17 protein-coding genes are annotated in these 16075 nt (G+C 63.8%); 6 read left to right on the top strand and 11 right to left on the bottom strand.

Features of this window, described 5'->3' with window-relative positions; translation table 11 throughout:
* The coding region (locus ACYVLV_RS17475) for a cytochrome P450 (protein WP_460812028.1) at nt 1–235 on the top strand (235 nt) is incomplete at its 5' end.
* A gap of 37 nt (nt 236–272) precedes the next feature.
* Here the strand turns inward: ACYVLV_RS17475 and ACYVLV_RS17480 are convergent.
* The 3 genes from ACYVLV_RS17480 to ACYVLV_RS17490 form a co-directional block, all read right to left on the bottom strand.
* Nucleotides 273–1124: a hypothetical protein gene (locus ACYVLV_RS17480; protein WP_460812030.1), complete on the bottom strand. Its 852-nt coding sequence runs from the start codon at nt 1122–1124 to the stop codon at nt 273–275.
* Nucleotides 1121–3313, bottom strand: coding sequence for a hypothetical protein (locus tag ACYVLV_RS17485; protein ID WP_460812032.1), 2193 nt, complete (start codon nt 3311–3313; stop codon nt 1121–1123). Before ACYVLV_RS17485 ends, ACYVLV_RS17480 begins: the two co-directional genes overlap by 4 nt.
* A gap of 73 nt (nt 3314–3386) precedes the next feature.
* Nucleotides 3387–4301: a hypothetical protein gene (locus tag ACYVLV_RS17490; protein WP_460812034.1), complete on the bottom strand. Its 915-nt coding sequence runs from the start codon at nt 4299–4301 to the stop codon at nt 3387–3389.
* Nucleotides 4302–4511: 210 nt separating this feature from the next.
* Here ACYVLV_RS17490 and ACYVLV_RS17495 point away from each other — a divergent pair, with 210 nt between their 5' ends.
* A complete protein-coding gene (locus ACYVLV_RS17495; protein WP_460812036.1) occupies nt 4512–4853 on the top strand; it encodes a cytochrome P450 in 342 nt (113 codons plus the stop codon).
* Nucleotides 4850–5035, top strand: coding sequence for a hypothetical protein (locus tag ACYVLV_RS17500; RefSeq protein ID WP_460812038.1), 186 nt, complete (start codon nt 4850–4852; stop codon nt 5033–5035). The genes ACYVLV_RS17495 and ACYVLV_RS17500 overlap by 4 nt, the downstream gene beginning before the upstream one ends.
* Before the next feature lie 30 nt (nt 5036–5065).
* On the opposite strand, the gene ACYVLV_RS17505 is transcribed toward ACYVLV_RS17500, so the two are convergent.
* The 3 genes from ACYVLV_RS17505 to ACYVLV_RS17515 all read right to left on the bottom strand — a co-directional run bounded on the left by ACYVLV_RS17505 (nt 5066) and on the right by ACYVLV_RS17515 (nt 7685).
* Nucleotides 5066–5512 (bottom strand): hypothetical protein, encoded by a 447-nt coding sequence (locus ACYVLV_RS17505; protein ID WP_460812040.1) that lies wholly within the window; start codon nt 5510–5512, stop codon nt 5066–5068.
* A 156-nt stretch (nt 5513–5668) separates the two neighbouring features.
* Nucleotides 5669–6829, bottom strand: a complete 1161-nt coding sequence (locus tag ACYVLV_RS17510) for a sulfotransferase family protein (RefSeq protein WP_460812042.1) — start codon at nt 6827–6829, stop codon at nt 5669–5671.
* Between the two features lie 13 nt (nt 6830–6842).
* On the bottom strand, nt 6843–7685 hold the full coding sequence (locus ACYVLV_RS17515) for an SDR family oxidoreductase (protein WP_460812045.1): 843 nt from the start codon (nt 7683–7685) through the stop codon (nt 6843–6845).
* A gap of 124 nt (nt 7686–7809) precedes the next feature.
* On the opposite strand from ACYVLV_RS17515, the gene ACYVLV_RS17520 reads away from it, so the two are divergent.
* A complete protein-coding gene (locus tag ACYVLV_RS17520) occupies nt 7810–8808 on the top strand; it encodes a glycoside hydrolase family 6 protein (RefSeq protein ID WP_460812047.1) in 999 nt (332 codons plus the stop codon).
* Between the two features lie 57 nt (nt 8809–8865).
* Complete coding sequence (locus tag ACYVLV_RS17525; protein WP_460812050.1) at nt 8866–9825, top strand: response regulator transcription factor; 960 nt, start codon at nt 8866–8868, stop codon at nt 9823–9825.
* An 11-nt stretch (nt 9826–9836) separates the two neighbouring features.
* On the opposite strand, the gene ACYVLV_RS17530 is transcribed toward ACYVLV_RS17525, so the two are convergent.
* The 3 genes from ACYVLV_RS17530 to ACYVLV_RS17540 are packed head-to-tail and all read right to left on the bottom strand — an operon-like array spanning nt 9837 to nt 13360.
* The gene (locus ACYVLV_RS17530; protein WP_460812053.1) at nt 9837–10565 is read right to left on the bottom strand and encodes a hypothetical protein; all 729 of its coding nucleotides are present in this window, start codon (nt 10563–10565) and stop codon (nt 9837–9839) included.
* Nucleotides 10562–12040 (bottom strand): glycosyltransferase family 2 protein, encoded by a 1479-nt coding sequence (locus tag ACYVLV_RS17535; RefSeq protein ID WP_460812056.1) that lies wholly within the window; start codon nt 12038–12040, stop codon nt 10562–10564. The genes ACYVLV_RS17530 and ACYVLV_RS17535 overlap by 4 nt, the downstream gene beginning before the upstream one ends.
* A gap of 24 nt (nt 12041–12064) precedes the next feature.
* A complete protein-coding gene (locus tag ACYVLV_RS17540) occupies nt 12065–13360 on the bottom strand; it encodes an MSCRAMM family protein (RefSeq protein ID WP_460812059.1) in 1296 nt (431 codons plus the stop codon).
* A 306-nt stretch (nt 13361–13666) separates the two neighbouring features.
* Between ACYVLV_RS17540 and ACYVLV_RS17545 the strand changes: the two genes are divergently transcribed.
* Nucleotides 13667–13981 carry a hypothetical protein gene (locus ACYVLV_RS17545; RefSeq protein ID WP_460812061.1) on the top strand — a complete coding sequence of 105 codons (315 nt, stop codon included), beginning with the start codon at nt 13667–13669 and terminating at the stop codon, nt 13979–13981.
* Between the two features lie 3 nt (nt 13982–13984).
* Here the strand turns inward: ACYVLV_RS17545 and ACYVLV_RS17550 are convergent, their stop codons facing one another.
* Both ACYVLV_RS17550 and ACYVLV_RS17555 read right to left on the bottom strand, forming a co-directional pair.
* The gene (locus tag ACYVLV_RS17550; RefSeq protein ID WP_460812064.1) at nt 13985–15157 is read right to left on the bottom strand and encodes a hypothetical protein; all 1173 of its coding nucleotides are present in this window, start codon (nt 15155–15157) and stop codon (nt 13985–13987) included.
* A gap of 16 nt (nt 15158–15173) precedes the next feature.
* Nucleotides 15174–16049, bottom strand: a complete 876-nt coding sequence (locus ACYVLV_RS17555) for a TIGR03619 family F420-dependent LLM class oxidoreductase (RefSeq protein WP_460812067.1) — start codon at nt 16047–16049, stop codon at nt 15174–15176.
* Nucleotides 16050–16075: the final 26 nt, after the last annotated feature.

Genomic DNA, 16075 nt, shown 5'->3' on the forward strand with positions numbered 1-16075 from the left:
ACCCGATCGCTTCTTGGGTCAGAATCCCCCGACCAACACCTGGATCCCCTTCGGCGGCGGAACCCGCCGGTGCATCGGTGCCGGCTTCTCGATGATGGAGGGCATCGCGGTCCTGCGCGAGGTGTTCACGGCCTACGACGTGGTCACCGTCGATGCCGACGAACCGAAGGTCCGCAACATCACCAGCGTGCCCAGGAAGGGCGCCAAGGTGCGGGTGCTGCGCCGATACGCATGATGCCCCCGCGAATGTCATGAGCGGCCAACTATGGATGTTAGCGAGGGGGAATGGTCCGGAAAGAGCCCAATACTGATTCGAGACCGATGGGTCGGTGGACCACCTCGGGACGCCGCGACGCTTGCCGATTGGGTATTGGGTCCGTCCACCCGTGATCGTCGGTGGCGACCGATACCTTAAAGTACGGATTCCACGGCATGGATGCTGCAGCCTCGATAATTCTTGGATACTTTGCGACGACTCCGAGTGGCAATTCATACACCATGGCCACTCTGATTTGTGTTGGCGAGATCGGATCGAGTCCCAAGGAATCTGGTATGTCAGCCCGTTCGCAACCGGAAAACGGGTCGTCCTCGACTAGGTCGAAGGTTCCCCACATGACGTACTTTCCAAGCGGAACTGAAACGGAGGCGACGGTCGCTCCAATCCGCAAGGCTTCAAGCGCTCTCTCTTTCACTGCAAGTGCCTCTCCGTCATCGACATCCATCATCTCTATGATGGTCGATGTGCCGGTGGCTGAGTTCAAGCCTGCTACTTCTACCTGCATCAGAAGGTCTTCGAGCACGACAACGCGACCGTACGGGGGTTCGCTGATGTCACAATCGGGACCTTCGAGGATGAGTTGTTGACAGAGTCTTCTTATGGTTGGCTCGAGGTCGTCCGCGGGCGCATTAATGATGGTTCCGATTACGCGCGCCCACTCCTCGACCGTAAGTCGGGTCTCCTCCGCTAGGGCATAGCCAATCTTCTTCTTCCCTCCCGATGGAGAAGCCTTCAGCATTCGCTCGTACTGAGAAACCAACACCTCGATCTCCCCAACCGAGGACCTGCCCATCCATCTGGCAGCGCCTGAGAAGGTTGCTTCCCGTATCGCGTCACGCCATTTCATTCGGTGGCTCCGGAAGTAGGCTTCGTAAGGTGAGTTGCGCACCCATACTCTCGCAACGCGAGAGCGACCTCCTCGCGATGGCTTCGTATCACGGTCGAACGAGTCTGGCCCGCCAGAACCGCTAATCGTGCGTGGGAAGCGGTAAGGTCCGCACACGCCCCACTCGAGATGCCATCAACCTTAAGTCGCCTGATCGCCCGGCGCGCCTCCCTGTAGGCAAGGGTGTCTGCAAAGCGGTATTGCTTTGAGAATCTTCGTTCGCTCAACATGAGACGTGTCAGCTCCAGTGCAAGAGAACTGGCGTCGACATCCTCTCCCAAGTATCCGCCGATATCCAGCACCAGTGCGAAGTTTAATTGGAAGGCGTATCGCCCCATGTCAGGCTGAGTAGCCTTGGTTAAATCTCGGACCAAGGCGCCAGCGACCTGATCAAGAGCACTATTCTTCAGTGGAGGATGACGATCCGGCAAATAGCTCCCGGGAGACGGTTGAGCATGCAAGAGTGCGGTTCCAAAGCCAAGGGCAAGGTCACGACACTCCAACTCTGAGGCTGCCCTCCACAGAAGTTCAAGTCCTTGTTGGGCTTGCCGCAAGCCATCGTTCCACCCTGCTCGTTTCGTTTGTCGCACCTTCGCCGCCAAGGCGATCAGTTGCGGTGCGGTTTGATCGGCATGACTTGATCGGATGATTGCCCACAGTTCGCCGACGGCCTCGAACGCCTCCAACGAATACAGAACCGCCATGACAGTCTTGGCTGCCCGTGAGTCATCTCGCAACACGGGGATTGAGACTCTTTCAAGAAGTTTAGACGGAGCTGAGCCGTTCTCCATAACTTCAATAACGCTTTCAATAAAGCGGCTGTCAAAATCATTCCCCCACCGATATGCCACTAAGTCATCCTGCACAAGCGTGGTCTTCAAGGTGAGATCAACGTGTCCTTGTTCGCGTGCGCGCCACTGTCCAAGTCTCTCAACAATCACGGTAGCTAGATCAATGGAAAAGGAAGCCTCGGCCACTTGCGCGCCCGCGTCTTCGGCGGAACGCCATAGCCGAGTTAGGGCCGCTTCCACGATGTTTGGATCCTTGCGGATTTGATCGAGTTCGGTTGCACCCACAACGGCCCGCTTCACGACGTCGTCAAGTGGCAACTTCAGCCAGGACCGAGCGCTTCCAATATTGAGAAAAGCGCCTACGAAGTCATCGAGTCGGTCGCCGTTGCTGAATCGGTATTCAGACATGATTCCACTCATGTCAGCAGGCTTGAATATGGCGGTATTGAGAAGTTGGGCCAAGTCGTCCAGCTCGTCGATAGACGGGCCTATTGAGGGCGCTTTGGCTTCAGGTTTGTCAAAGCGCAGTGCGGGAAATAGAGAGCGAAGGTAGTAGTACGGCGCCGTCCGCCAGATGGTTCGAGATTTGCTTCCTCCGCGCCCGTCCTCGTATTCGTAATCGAAATAATCGCGAACCCATCTATGTGACTCAAAGAGTCGACGCAATGTTCTCGTACTGGTATAGAATCTGGGGTAAGGAGGTTCGCCCGAATTAAGTTCCACAAGGATTCTGAGGGCTACCGCGTCAGCGATGTTGGAAGGTCGATGTCTAGACGATTTCCGCATGGTCCGCAACGATTCGTAGAAAGCAAAGAACGGATCAGATTCAACTGCGAAAGCGGTCGGGAGCGGAGGACCTTTGAGAGTAATTCGCGGATTCTCACCGGAAAGTAATGAGGCGAGCCGAGCCTGCGGGTCTCCAGCCACAGACTCGAGAACTACGAAAGAGGCAGGGCTTAAGTTGCCGAGGTCCTTAATGACCCTAGATGTTTCGTCTCCGGTTGGAAGGTGGGCAGCATTAGCGAAAATCTTAGCCAGAGAACCTAGATCGTTCTGATGCTGCTCAATGAATGCTCCGACGCTCCTGCGCGAATACGAATACTTGCGCACGGATCCTTCCGCCAGTGAAGCGAATTCTTCCAAATGAGCGGGCAGGACCGCAACCGACCCGATAAGTCCGACGGAAAAAAGTGCTCCAACCAGCAACTCGGTATGCACGCTGGATTGTACGTCATTCGGAAAGGTTGGAAAATTTTCTATGAGTTCGCGATATCCCTTTACGGAATATCCGAGGCAGGAGGGGTCCCAGTAATGAGTGAGGCCGACAGCGGGATCTAACTCGTGACGTCGGTCGTGCACGGCATCTCGTAAAAGGGTCGCAAATAGTGGAGGGGACATCCGATTCGCCATGACACCCGGTGTGACTGACAATTCAATCATCTACTTTTAGAACCGAGGCGTCGCGGGTATACACCAATGAGAATAGGCGAGTGGTGGTTTTGGCCTCGTGGGCTTCGGTCATGTGAACCTTGGCGTCACGAAGCAGACTTTCGGTTCTGTGCGCAGGCCGCTCGCCGACTCGGGCGTTTTGAGACATGACCTCGCCCCCGCCGATTACGGTTAGGAGTATCGTTTCAAACTCCTCACGCCGGTTGTCGTTAGACATTCTCTGAATGATCGCGGCAAGCAGTGCATGCACAGAAACGCCTCGCGGAATCTCAGGAGCCAACGTGAAGCAGGGTATGTGAGGGGATTTCAAGAGCGTTCGGATCGCAGTTTCGAAGACCGCTCCACGCTCCGGCGAGGTGCGCTCCGATAGCCAGTCGACCGCGGACGCTGGCGCCGTTTGCACTAGACAAAGGAATGTAGGAAGGTAGCCGCGGGGGCCTATAATTTCGGAGCTTCTAATCAGTTTTGTCGCGTCGATCTGCAGACCAGTTGAAGGCAGAAAGTTCATAATTTGGAGACATTGCTCGGCGTATTTCTTTCGATGGGTGATCGCCAACATTTCGGTGATTATTAGGCGAGCCTTAATCTTCCATCGTTCATCATGGTGAGGCATCGTTGATCGCACGGCAAACAGCAAATATGGAAGTTCGGGCGACTCTCCGGTCAGTTTCTTCATGGCGTCGGTGAGAAGTAAAAGGAACGCCTTCTGTAGCGTCGCAGTCTGCCCGTGGCTTAGGGTTTCGTCGACAGACGTTAGTAAGTCAGCGATTGGTGATGAGCCCATCGTATGGTTCATAGACGTCGATCGGATGATTTCAGAAATCATCGGCGCTGCGGCGGCTGCTCCCATCTCCAAGGAATCAGAAAGAGAGGGAAAGGGTTTTTGATCGAGGTCCATAGTTTCCGTTCGAGAGGCGGCTTGCCGGAACTCTACTGTTCCATCCGCGGCGCTCACAAGGGTTACAGATCGGACATTTGCCACGCCAATGTGTGTGGGGGGCGTTGATGAAGCGCTAACTTAGTGGGTTCGCTGAACCGGAGTAAAGGGCCCAAGCGTGCCTTGGGCCGTATGACTGTGTCGACCGGGCATTCCGTCGTGGTGGAAGTGATGAAGCCCGCGACCATCGGCGGGATCGATCTGCCGGCCGGGGCCACGGTGGGACCCAGCATCATCGTCACCCACGCCGCAGAGGAGAACCACCCGGACCCCGAGGCCTTCCGGCCCGATCGCTTCTTGGGTCAGAATCCCCCGACCAACACCTGGATCCCCTTCGGCGGCGGAACCCGCCGGTGCATCGGTGCCGGCTTCTCGATGATGGAGGGCATCGCGGTCCTGCGCGAGGTGTTCACGGCCTACGACGTGGTCACCGTCGATGCCGACGAACCGAAGGTCCGCAACATCACCAGCGTGCCCAAGAAGGGCGCCAAGGTGCGGGTGCTGCGCCGATGAGCCGCCGACCGCTGCGGAACCGCGAGTACACCGTGCTGAGCATCGCCACGCTCGCGGTCGTCGTGTTCATCGTGTTCGTTGCGCAGGTCTTCGACACCCCGACGTCGATCTGGCTCTCGTTGGCGGTGGTCGGCATCGCGGTCGTGGGCGGCGTCTACGTCTCGCGCAATCCTCGGATCTGACTGACCCGCGTCTGACCGCCACCCGCATCATCACGCCACCCGCCGGTCGAGATCAACCGATTCGGCGACGACCTCGAAGAGATCGCAGAAGTCGGGGTAGTCCTCCCGGGCCACCGAGCAGGTCAGGGTGATCCCGAGACCCTGATGCAACCAGGCCCACTGGTCGCACAGGACGTCGTGCACGGTCTCGCGGTAGGCGAAGCGTCGGTAGGCCACGTCGTGACCGAACAGGTCGTAGTCGTCGGCGTCCTCCAACGCGAAGTCCACCAGCTTCTCGGAGAGCTCGACCATCGCCTCGGCCCGCCAGTCGGTCAGCGTCCCGTCGGCGATGGCGCATCGCAGGGTCAACTCGGGACTGCGCCCGCTGGTGGGAAGGCGGTCCGGTCGAGCCGCCACGAGCACCCCGCGCACCGGGTCGCAGCGTCGCCGCCACGTCGAGGGCAGTTGCAGTCCGAGATCAGTGCCGTAAAGGGTCATGCCTCAGGCTGACGCGTCTTGGACTGCTTCAGTCTGGCTCGGGACCGTTCTGTGGAGGACCGTGGTGGGAGGGTCCCTGGGGATGGTTTCCGGTCCGCGGTAGTCCCTGACGAAGTGGTGTTCGCGGGAGCGTTCTTGCAACCACTTCGTCAGGGACTACCGGGCGAAGGCGTCGTGGACCTGGGTCTCCGTGAGTCCGTAGTCGGCCAGGTCGTAGCGGTGCGAGGGGGCGCGCTCGCCCTGCTTCGACTCACGGTCGATCTCGGCCACCGCGGCCTGGGCCGCCTGCGTCCACTCGAGCCCGAACCCGTCGTACACCGCCCGCACGGTGCCCATCGGGTCAGACACCAGATCCGAGAAAGCGACGTCGACGAACTGCGCCGGGTCGTAGGCCGGACGCGCATCGTGGAAGGCGTGATAGCTGCGGGACCAGAGGTCCAGCTGGGTCTGGCCGATCACCTCACCGACGTACGTCGTGGAGTGCTGCTCGGTGGTCGCTGCCGACAAGGAGCACGACGACGCGATGCACACCACCGGGTCGCGGTGGGTGTAGACGATCAACGCGTCGGGGTAGACCGCCATCAGCGCGTCCAGGGCGCTCATGTGGGAGGGGTTCTTCAGCACCCACCGCTTGGCCGGGTCGTTGAGTCCGATCAGCTGCAGGTTCTGCTTGTGCCGGGCGTAGGCGTCGGTCCAGTCCTGGGCAGCCAGCCACTCGGTGTAGCGCGGCACGTTGGCCAAGGACTCATACGAGTTGGACTTGCCGGTCTGACGCAACAGCCGCCAGCACTCCTCCACCGAGGTGGCATCCATGTAGTGGATCCCCATGAACTCGGGGGACTCGACGTGGTGGGCGGAGAACGCCTGTTGCATGGCGTTGAAGATCGGGTCGTCGGCCCAGGTCTCCCGTGGGGGGCGGGGCTGGGGGTACTGCGTCAGCCACATCTCCAGTCCCTGCGTGTCGGGATCCGCGTGCAGGAGGCGGTGCAGGGCGGTGGTGCCGGTCCGGGGCAGGCCCATCACGAAGATCGGGCGCTCGATCGGGACCTCGGCGTGCTCGGGGTGTTCGTTGAATCGTGCTTGGGTGAGCAGCCGCCCCACCAGTGCGCTCTTGATCTCCGAGCGTTGGAAGTAGTTGCCGCGCGGGGTCAGCCCTGCCTCGGGGGAGGCGAGGTCCTCGGTCAGGGTGCGCAGACCCTCCTCGTGGTTGCTGCCGCCGAAGTCGCTCATCCCTGTGGTGCGCACCGCCGCCGCGACGATCTCGTCGTAGGAGCCGACGTCGGGCCGCTCGCGGGTCATGATGTTGTCGGCGCTCATCGGAGGATCTCCATCAGTCGTGGAATTCGCCGCAGTCGACGGTCAGGGTCTGACCGGTCACTGCCGAGGCGAGGTCGCTGGCCAGGAACAGCGTGGCGCGGGCGACCTCCTCGGAGGAGGCGAGTCGCAGCAGGTCGGTCGGGGCGGCCTTCTCGACGTACACCTCGTCGTGGGTCTTGCCCTCCACCGCGGCGAGGTAGTCGAAGTAGCCACGGTTGACGTCCTCGTAGATGTAGGACGGCGCGACGCTGTTCACGCGGATGCCCCGGGGCCCGAGCTCGGTGGCCAGGGACGAGGCGAGGTGCGCCAGGGTGCCCTTGGACAGCTTGTAGCCGGCGAACTCGGGTTGGGAGCTGAACTGCACACACGAGTTGAGCATGACCACCGACCCCTTGGACGCCGCCAGTGCGTCGGCGAACAGGGCGGAGAGCCGCAGCGGCGCGAACACGTTGGTCTCGTTGACCGCCGCCAGGTCCTCGACCTTGATCTGGGTGATCGGGTCCATCGGGGGGATCGCGAAGGCGTTGTTGATCAGGCAGTCGACCCGGCCGAACTCCGCCATCGCCTGCTCGACCAGCGACGCGCGGGCGGCCTCGTCGGTGATGTCAGTCGGCACGACCAGGGCGCGGCGGCCGTGGGAGCGGACGACCTCGGCCATCTTCTCCAGGCGGCTCGCGGTTCGGCTCACCAGCACCAGGTCGGCGCCCATCTTGGCGGCCTCCTCGCCCAGGGATCGACCCAGACCCGGACCGACGCCGGACAGGACGATCACCTTGTCCTTGAGCAGAGGCACAGCCTCGTAGCGTTCCTCGATGGAGGTGTCATGGGCGGCGGCAAGGCCGAGGGTGGCGCTCAAGGTCGGGTTCCTTCGAGGTCGAGGGTGACGGTGCCGCCAGACTAGAACGTGTTCCACTTTTCGGCTAGTGCTGATCCGGATCCCGACCCGGTGCCGACCGAGGAACGTCGTGCATCATGGGCACGTGCTCCGGCCCTCTCGCCTCGTCGTCCTCCTGGGTGCGCTGGTCTTTCTGGGCGGTTGTTCGGGATCCGTCGCACCCGTCGCACCTACTCCCGAGCGGGTCCAGACCGTGGTCGCGAACCCAGCGCTGGAGACGGCAGCAGTGCGGGCCGAAGCCGAGGAGCGAGAGGCCGACTCGATGCGGCTGCGCCGTCTCAGCGAGATCCCCACCGGGATCTGGCTCACGCCGGAGCGTTTTCCCGAGGCCGAGGCGGCGGCGTACGTCGAGGGGATCGTGGCCGAGGCGACCGGGTCCGCTGGGTCTTCTGAGGGCGATTCGCCGAAGGTGCCGACGATCCCGGTCTTCGTGCTCTACGGCATCCCCGACCGGGACTGCACGGGCGAGTTCTCGGCCGGCGGTCTGAGCCAGGAGACCTACCTGCCGTGGGTGCAGGCGATCGCGACGGCGGCGGGGGAGGCCAGCGTGGTCGTCCTCGAACCGGATGCCCTGGCCTCCGCGACCTCGTGTGCTGCGGAGTCCACCCGGGTGGAACTGATCGAACAGGCGGTCGGGATCCTCGCGGAGGCCGAGGTGACGACGTACGTCGACGCGGGACATTCCGCCTGGGTCCCAGCAGCCGACATGGCCGATCTCCTGCGACAGGTGGGGGTGGAGCGGGTCCGAGGGTTTGCGACCAACGTGGCGAACTACCAACCGCAGTTGGCCGAACGCTCCTACGCCCAGACCCTCAGCGCGTTGCTCGACGACGCCCACTACGTCATCGACACCGGCCGCAACGGTGCCTCGACGCGGAGCGGGGAGCCGGTCTCCGAGTGGTGCAACCCCTCCGGCCAGGCCCTGGGGTCCCCGCCTGAGTTCGTGCAGGACGAGGACGGGCTCGACGGGTGGCTCTGGATCAAGCCTCCCGCCGAGAGCGACGGGCCGTGCAACGGCGGACCGCCGGCGGGCGAGCTCTGGGTCGAGCGGTCACTGGAACTCGCGGTGTCTGCAGGATGGTGACTCCGCCGCGTGACACATTGGCGGCGCAAACCCCTTGCTGACCCCTAGGATGACCGAATGAGTGACGCCATGAAGGCTGTGGTCGGCGAGGATGACCCTGATGTGCGCGTGCTCATCGAACTGGTGCTGCAGCAGTCCGGCTTCGAAGTGATTCTCGCCGAGAACGGTCTCGAGGCGATCGAGGCCGTGCGCGAGCACAAGCCGGTGTTGACCACGATGGACGTCAACATGCCTGGTCTCGACGGGTTCGCGGTGGTCAAGCGGATCCGCGAGTTCAGCCACACCTACCTGATCATGATCACCGCCCTGACCGAAGAGGTCGATGTCATCCGCGGGTTCGAGGCGGGCGCCGACGACTACCTCATCAAGCCCTTCCGTCCCCGTGAGTTGAGGGCCCGCGCGGACTCGATGCTTCGCCGGGCGTCCTACGGGGTGGGCGCGAGCGGCGGCCCTGCGACGGATCGGCCCGCCGCTGTTCCGCAGCCCGACCCGGAGTCCTGGGCGGCGGCAGCCTCGCGGGAGTTGATCGCTGACGGGACCATGCCCCTGCGGACCCCGGCGGCTCAGCCGTTGGTGGCCGATCAGGCTCCGCAAGCACAAGCACAAGCACAAGCGCCGGCCCCCCTTCGGGCTGTGGAACCGAGCTCACCGGTTCGCGCCCCTGCGCCGCAGGAAGGCACGGACAGCGACTTCATCCGGTTCGCGGCCCTCACCGTCGAGCTCGCCTCAGGCCGGGTGAGCTTCGAGGGCCGCTCCTTGGAGTTGACCCAGGTGGAAGCCGACCTGTTGATCTCGCTGCTGCGATCGGGCCGACGGGTGCGGAGCAAGGCCGACCTGGTCCTGGTCATGCGAGGAGAACAGTTCGTCACCTCTCACTTCGTCAACGAGGCCGACAAGCGCGAGGTCGAGCGTCATGTCTTGGGCCTGATGCGCAAACTCGGCGACGACGGCCCCGCCACGCGATACATCGAGGTTGTGCGTGGCGTGGGTTACCGGATGGCCGACAACGCGATCTGACCGCCGCTCGACTAGTTGGCGTTGACCGGGATCTTGGCGACCGTCGTCGGTTCGTCGGACTCGAAGATGGCGATCGGAACGACCTGCTCGACGGCCCGCTTGATGAACGAGTTCGACCCGGCCCGCTCCTCGATGTAGACCACAGCGGTGAACGTCAGCTCGATGCCCCGAGTGTCCTTCGGGGTGGCCTTGATCGCCTGGTTGCGCAGCTCGAACGCGCCCTTGGGTGAGGTGATGAGCATGCCGTACTTGTTCTGCACCGCTTCGGGGTCGAACGTGACCGCCGAGGCCTTGGCGTCGAGGCGGTAGGGCTGGTTCTTGCCCTTGCCGTCGGCCTTGATCGTCGACGAGGTCACCTTCATCGTGTCGAGGTAGACCTCACGCTTGCTGTCGAACGGGTCGCGGAGTTCGCGGGACAGGTCGTAGGCCTGGAAGGTGAAGGAGAAGTACTTCTTCCCGCGGGGAAACCACTCGTTGGTGCGCGGCGTCGACTTGGTGGGGTAGAGGGTGTAGACGAAGTCCATTCCCTGTGCGCCCTTGACGGAGATGTGGGACTGGAAGGTGCCGTCGCGGGTGAACTGTGAGTCCACCGCGAACTCCGTGACCGCTGTCGGCTCCACGGTCGTGAGGGCCGGCGCCGGATCGCTCCCGGGGAGAAGCGAGCAACCGCTGAGGAGGACGGCGCCGACCAGGGCGCTGCCGACCAGGGACGCGAGATTGCGGGACGAACGACGCCTCATGCCTTGAAGCCTCGGTAACGGCGGCTTGCCTTCAGGACCATCCATGCAGTCTGCAGTACGGTGATGATCCCGAGGATGGGCCACCCCACCGAGAGCATGTCCGAGCGCAGGGCGACGCCCAACTGGACCCAGATCGCGCCGGCGACGATCAGGAAGAGGGCGAGCGCAAGATAGGGATAGAGGTACGACGTCCCCTTGCCCCGCTCGGCCTTCGCCTGCGCCGCCCAGTTGTCGGACTGCTGGCGGCTGAAGAACTTCAGCCAGGCGCGCACGAAGTGGCCCATCCTGGTCCACATGTACATCTCCGCCGGGACGAGCGTCATCGCGAAGAAGTAGTCGCGGCGGTTGGCGAACGCCATCGATCGGGCCACCCGGTAGTTCAAGAAGATGGCGGCGACCGGAGGGATGGCCCACCAGGCCTGGAAGACGAACGCGTCGATGGTCAGCGAGCCGATCAGGAGCAGGAGGAACATCAACCGGGTGACGATGTTGATGATCATCGACATGTGTTCGAACCACCGCAGCCGCAGGTTCGGGTGGAGCGGTTGGCCTCGGGTGTCGCCTCGCTGGCCGGGCCACATCAGGTCGATGGCGCCGAAGTTCCACTTCACCTGCTGGGCGTCGAGGCTTCGCAGGGTGTTCATGCCGCCCACATGGGCGCGAGCGGAGGCGCTGATCTTGGTCAGGTAGCCAGCGCTCTTGATCTGCAGAGACAGCAGCGAGTCCTCGACCTCGCTGTCCTTGACCCATGGCGTGCGCTGCTTGCTCTCGCGCAGGACATCGCGCAGGGCCGTGGTGGAGAAGATGGAGAACTGACCTCCCAGCACGGCCATGTTGCGGCCGCGAAGGAGGTTCTGCATGTTGAAGGCGCTGAACTGGGCGCGTTGACCGGCGATGAGCCACTTGGCCATCGGGCCGTCCAGGGCACTGTCGTCGATCGAGTAGATCGCGGAGATGCCGCCGATCCGGTCGTCGCTGGAGATCTCGGCCACCAGCGCTTCGAGGGCGTCGGGCTCGGGGGTGGTGTCCCCGTCGACCCCGAGCAGAAAGTCCATCGTCTCGACCAGTGAGTAGCCGTAGTTGAGCGCACCGACCTTCTTGTCGGGGTTCTTGCCGATGTCGTGGACGTAGATCTCGGTGTGCTGCTCTCCTGTCGGAGTCATCCGCTTGTGGGGGCCGGCGTAGTGGGAAGCGATCTCCACCGAGTCGTCGCTGGTGTTGTTGATGATCACGTGGATCACGTCGGGCAATCGGGTCTGCATCAGCAGCGAGTCCAGTACCCCACTGATCGTTTCCGCCTCGTTGTAGGCGGGGATCACGCAGCCCACCGTGGCCCGTTGTTCGGGGATCGCAGTGACCTGCTCGAGGTACTGATCGGCGTACGCGCTGAGCGCCGGGTCCGGCGTGCGGATGTACTCCGTGGCGTGGCTGGGGACCGCAGGGGTGGTCGGGGTGATGGGGGGAAGTTCGCTCATGGTCTTCTTCGCTGTCGGTTCTGCTCAGGAAGCCAGCGCGGGGGCGGCGGCCGGGTCGGGTTCGGTCTCGGGCTCGCCCCGGGGCTCTGCGGGGCGGCACTGGCTGGGCTGTTCGGGGCCCGCAGAGCGCGGCATCGCCACATTCCCGAGCTCGGTGCGTTGCCCGGCCGTAGCACCGATGGATCCGACCTGAGCCGGGTCGTAGACGCAGTTGTCCAGGTAGATCGAGTCGGGCCCGGGACCGGCGATCACGGTCATCCCGCTCTGCGTTGCGATCTGGCCGTCGAAGAGGAAGCGACCGTCCCTGCCCGAGGTGGTGCGGCCGACCTCGCGGCCGGAGGAGTCCAGGAGCCGAACGGTGGCTCCGTAGAGCCGGTGCGAGGTGTCCGATCCGTCGACCACGGTGCCCTCGACCCAGGCACCGCGGCGAGTGAGGCGGACACTGCCGAACGCCGTACGACCCGAACGCACCTTGGCCCCGGGCACCGTCAGTCGGGCCGGGAAGTAGTTGTCGACACCGGGGACCTGGAGGTAGTACTTGCCGGGGTAGAGGCCGCGGAAGGTGATGGATCCCCGCTTCGCGCGAGCCGTCCAGAACTGCCCTGTCGTGCGACTGACTGCGGTGATGTAGGGCCTGCCTCGCAGGCGGGAGTCACCGGCGTACAGGTCGACCAGCAGGTTGCCGGCGCGCTTGTTCAGGACGATTTTCACGCTCCGGAAGCGGGAGCCCTTGATCCTTCCGAGGTAGAGGCTCTTGGCGACGAAAGACTTTTTGCGGTCGTAGGTGAACACGGAGTACTTGCCCGGAGGTAGACCCCCGAGGGCGAATCGGCCCTGCTTGTCGGCCTTGGTCTCGAAGGACTGTTCCAAGGTGTTGGCCGCCACGACCCGTGCGCCCTTCGCGACGCGGCCTCCGGCGCGGATCTGCCCACCGAGCGAGGCCCCGCGGCGCAGCTTGACGGTCTTGATGGTGGTGCGTCCCGCCCGCACGATCACCCGCACCGTGGTCGGCCGGTTCTTCGTCACGTCGTAGGAGGGGGTCTGGTCGATGAACTGGAGGTAGTACTTGCCGTCGTTCAGTGACAGTGAGTACCCCCCTCCCCGGGCCGTGCGAGCCCCGAGGTAGGTCCAGTCCCGGGTGAACCACAGGACCTTCACGGTGGGCGCCGGTCCGCCGCCCACCTGCAGGATCTCCCCGCGGACGCGTCCCTGCTCCGCTGCGACGGCGGAGTTCGACGTGGCGGTGAGGGCGAGCGTCAGCCCGAGGAAGAGGGCGAGCAGCACAGCGAGTGTGCGAGCCGCCGGGGTGGTTCGGTTCATGGGTCCGTCACTGGGGGGGTGGGGGGATGGAACAGGGGTGATGTGCCGGTGTTGCCGGGAGGCGTCCGATCGGGGAATCAGGGCCTCAGGTGTCTCGTACCCGATAATGCGGGAATCATGTGCCGGTCCCGACGGAGCCGGACGGGGCGGCATCTGATGTGCGAGACGCTGTGGGTTGGTGTGCTTCTAAGAAACCACAAACTGTTCCCCGCCGACGGGAAATCTGTCATTCTGGGGCTCCCCCCACGAAAGACCCCCCCAATGATGCATTTTCTGCAGTCCTGGGTCAGGGCGCTCTGCGTCGCTTTGACCAATCCCCCCGCCTGTGACACCCGCCGTCGACTCCAGGCGGTCGCCGCAGACCCGCGCCTGACCACCTGCGCCGACGTCGAACTCCTCGTGCGCGCCCACGGCGTACCGGAATCCAAGGTCTGGGCGGTCATCGACCGTCTGGCTCGAGGCCGCGTCGACCCCACGCTCGCCTGGTCCTGGACCGTCGAACACGACGGCGGTGAATTCGCCGACCTGTGTGCCACCCCGATGGCCGATCGCGAAGTGGTCGCGCACATGGCCATCGGTCCTCGGGTACTCCGGGTCCGGCCGCACCTCGTGGCCAGCTAGCAATCAGCTGATCATCCGCCGGGCCACCGCGCGCTGTCGCGCAGCGATCCGGGCGGCGTACTCCTCGACCGACAACGGCGAGGTGTGCGGCAACAGGGACGGTACGTCGCTCAGCGCGACCACCTGTATCTGAGGGCCGTCGGCCTCCTGGGTCAGATCCCGGGTCAGGTGCTGCCACCGCAGCATCATCGAACCGGTGCGGTGACCGGTGGTCTCCAGCCAGTTGGCGATGGGGGCGCCGGCGTAGGGAGGGGCCTCGGCGACCACGAACCGGACCAGGCCGTCGGGGTCGATGTCGGCCTGGGAGGTGGTCAGCGAGGTCTGGTGGGTCTCGTAGTCGGTGGAGGCGTACCAGTCGGAGCCGATCTGTGCGGCCTGATAGGTGCAGTCGGAGCACGCGGGGACGGTGATGACCATCGCCTCGTCCTCGGCCAGTTCGTAGTGCCCGATCGAGGAGCGCTGGGAGGCCAGCCCTCCGGGGGTCGACTGTGGCGCGGTCAGGGTGTTGACCGGTTCCTTGAACTGGAACCACTGGGGGAAGGCGAACCACGTCTGGATGCTGCCGGTCAGGGTACGGGCGGCGATGTCGTACTTCTTGGCCATCAGCTCCCGGGTCAGGGGACGTGCGGGCTGCCCCAGGGTGTCGACCCGTTCGATGGTGATCGTGCCACGCACCTCGGCGTCCCAGTCGCTGAAGACCTCGCGGACGATGAGGGTCTTCGCCCCCGGCTCGGCGGTGTAGGTGAACTCGAACGAGCCGTCTGATGCGACCTCGAGCTCGCGGTCGTCGAAGGCCATCAGCGAGGTCGCCGCCGAGTCGGCGGAGTAGGAGCCGCCCATCACCTGGAAGGAGAGATCGGCGCTGGTGCCGCGATGGCCGCGGACGACGTACTCGACGCCCTCGCGCAGGTAGGCGCTGAGGTACACCGCGTCCGGGTTGTCGAGACCCTGGCGGGAGAACTGATGGGTGGAGTTGATGAACAGCGGTCGATCCAGGTCGTGGTCGAAGGCCATCTGCATGGCCATCCGGATCCGGCCCGAGAGGTAGTCATAACCCTCCAGCCGGTCGGCCTCGGTGCGGATGAACGGGGCGTTGCTGATGAGCTCCTCGGCCTCGGCGATCGCCTCCTGCAGGGGTCGGGTGATGTCGTAGGACGCGCTCAGCTGGTCAGACATCTGGTCAGCCATCTGGTCAGTCCGCCTTCGAGATGATTTTGTCGGCGAACTTGTTCAGATCGTCGATCTTCTTCTGTAGCGGTTCGGTGTCCGCGCCCATGATGTAGGGCACGCGGAAGCCGACGATGCAGTCGGTGACGCCCTTGTCCTCGAGCCGCTTGATCCCGTCGAGGTCGTAGGCGTCGTAGGAGATCACGTGCACCTCGAAGTCGTCGCGGGTGTCGTCCTCCTCGGCTCGGATCTCGGCGAGTCGCTTGAGCAGGCGGTCGAGCTCCTCGCCGTCGCCACCGGCGTGCATCCACCCGTTGCCCTTGCGGACCGCTCGGCGCAGGGCGCCGTCGGCGTGGCCACCGACCAGGAGGGGGATCGGCTCGGTGGGAGCAGGGGACTGCTTGAGGGTGTCGAACTGGTAGAACTCGCCGTCGTAGCCGAAGAACTCGCCAGTGGTCAGGCCCCGCACGATGTCGAGGCACTCATCCATCCGCTTGCCGCGCTTGGCCCAATCGACGCCCAGGGCGTCGAAGTCCTCGGGCCACGGGGACAGCCCGACGCCCAGCCCGAGACGGTTGTGGGACAGGAAGGCGACCGACGCGGCCTGCTTGGCGACCAGGACGGGAGGCCGCACCGGCAGCTTGAGAACGAAGGGCGTCAACCGCAGCGTCGAGGTGACCGCGAAGAGGTGGGCGCACATGATCATCGTCTCGATGAACTCCTTGCCCTCGAGGAACTCCCGGTCGCCGGTGTCGGTGTAGGGGTACTTCGAGTCCGACTCCTGGGGGTAGATCAGAGAGTCCGCCACGGTCATCGAGGTGTACCCAGCCGCTTCGGCCGCCTGGGCCAGGGGGGCGTAGTACTGGGCCTGGGTCATGGCTTCGGCGTAGGTGAATCTCATGGTCACAGACTAGAACGTGTTTCAGT

It is taken from the genome of Nocardioides salsibiostraticola, from assembly GCF_054783655.1.

Excerpts from the sequence above, each read along its gene's own strand:
- ACYVLV_RS17480 (WP_460812030.1), bottom strand. The coding sequence starts at position 1,124 with ATGAAATGGCGTGACGCGATACGGGAAGCAACCTTCTCAGGCGCTGCC.
- ACYVLV_RS17490 (WP_460812034.1), bottom strand. The coding sequence starts at position 4,301 with ATGGACCTCGATCAAAAACCCTTTCCCTCTCTTTCTGATTCCTTGGAG.
- ACYVLV_RS17495 (WP_460812036.1), top strand. The coding sequence starts at position 4,512 with ATGAAGCCCGCGACCATCGGCGGGATCGATCTGCCGGCCGGGGCCACG.
- ACYVLV_RS17500 (WP_460812038.1), top strand. The coding sequence starts at position 4,850 with ATGAGCCGCCGACCGCTGCGGAACCGCGAGTACACCGTGCTGAGCATC.
- ACYVLV_RS17505 (WP_460812040.1), bottom strand. The coding sequence starts at position 5,512 with ATGACCCTTTACGGCACTGATCTCGGACTGCAACTGCCCTCGACGTGG.
- ACYVLV_RS17510 (WP_460812042.1), bottom strand. The coding sequence starts at position 6,829 with ATGAGCGCCGACAACATCATGACCCGCGAGCGGCCCGACGTCGGCTCC.
- ACYVLV_RS17525 (WP_460812050.1), top strand. The coding sequence starts at position 8,866 with ATGAGTGACGCCATGAAGGCTGTGGTCGGCGAGGATGACCCTGATGTG.
- ACYVLV_RS17530 (WP_460812053.1), bottom strand. The coding sequence starts at position 10,565 with ATGAGGCGTCGTTCGTCCCGCAATCTCGCGTCCCTGGTCGGCAGCGCC.
- ACYVLV_RS17535 (WP_460812056.1), bottom strand. The coding sequence starts at position 12,040 with ATGAGCGAACTTCCCCCCATCACCCCGACCACCCCTGCGGTCCCCAGC.
- ACYVLV_RS17540 (WP_460812059.1), bottom strand. The coding sequence starts at position 13,360 with ATGAACCGAACCACCCCGGCGGCTCGCACACTCGCTGTGCTGCTCGCC.
- ACYVLV_RS17550 (WP_460812064.1), bottom strand. The coding sequence starts at position 15,157 with ATGTCTGACCAGCTGAGCGCGTCCTACGACATCACCCGACCCCTGCAG.
- ACYVLV_RS17555 (WP_460812067.1), bottom strand. The coding sequence starts at position 16,049 with ATGAGATTCACCTACGCCGAAGCCATGACCCAGGCCCAGTACTACGCC.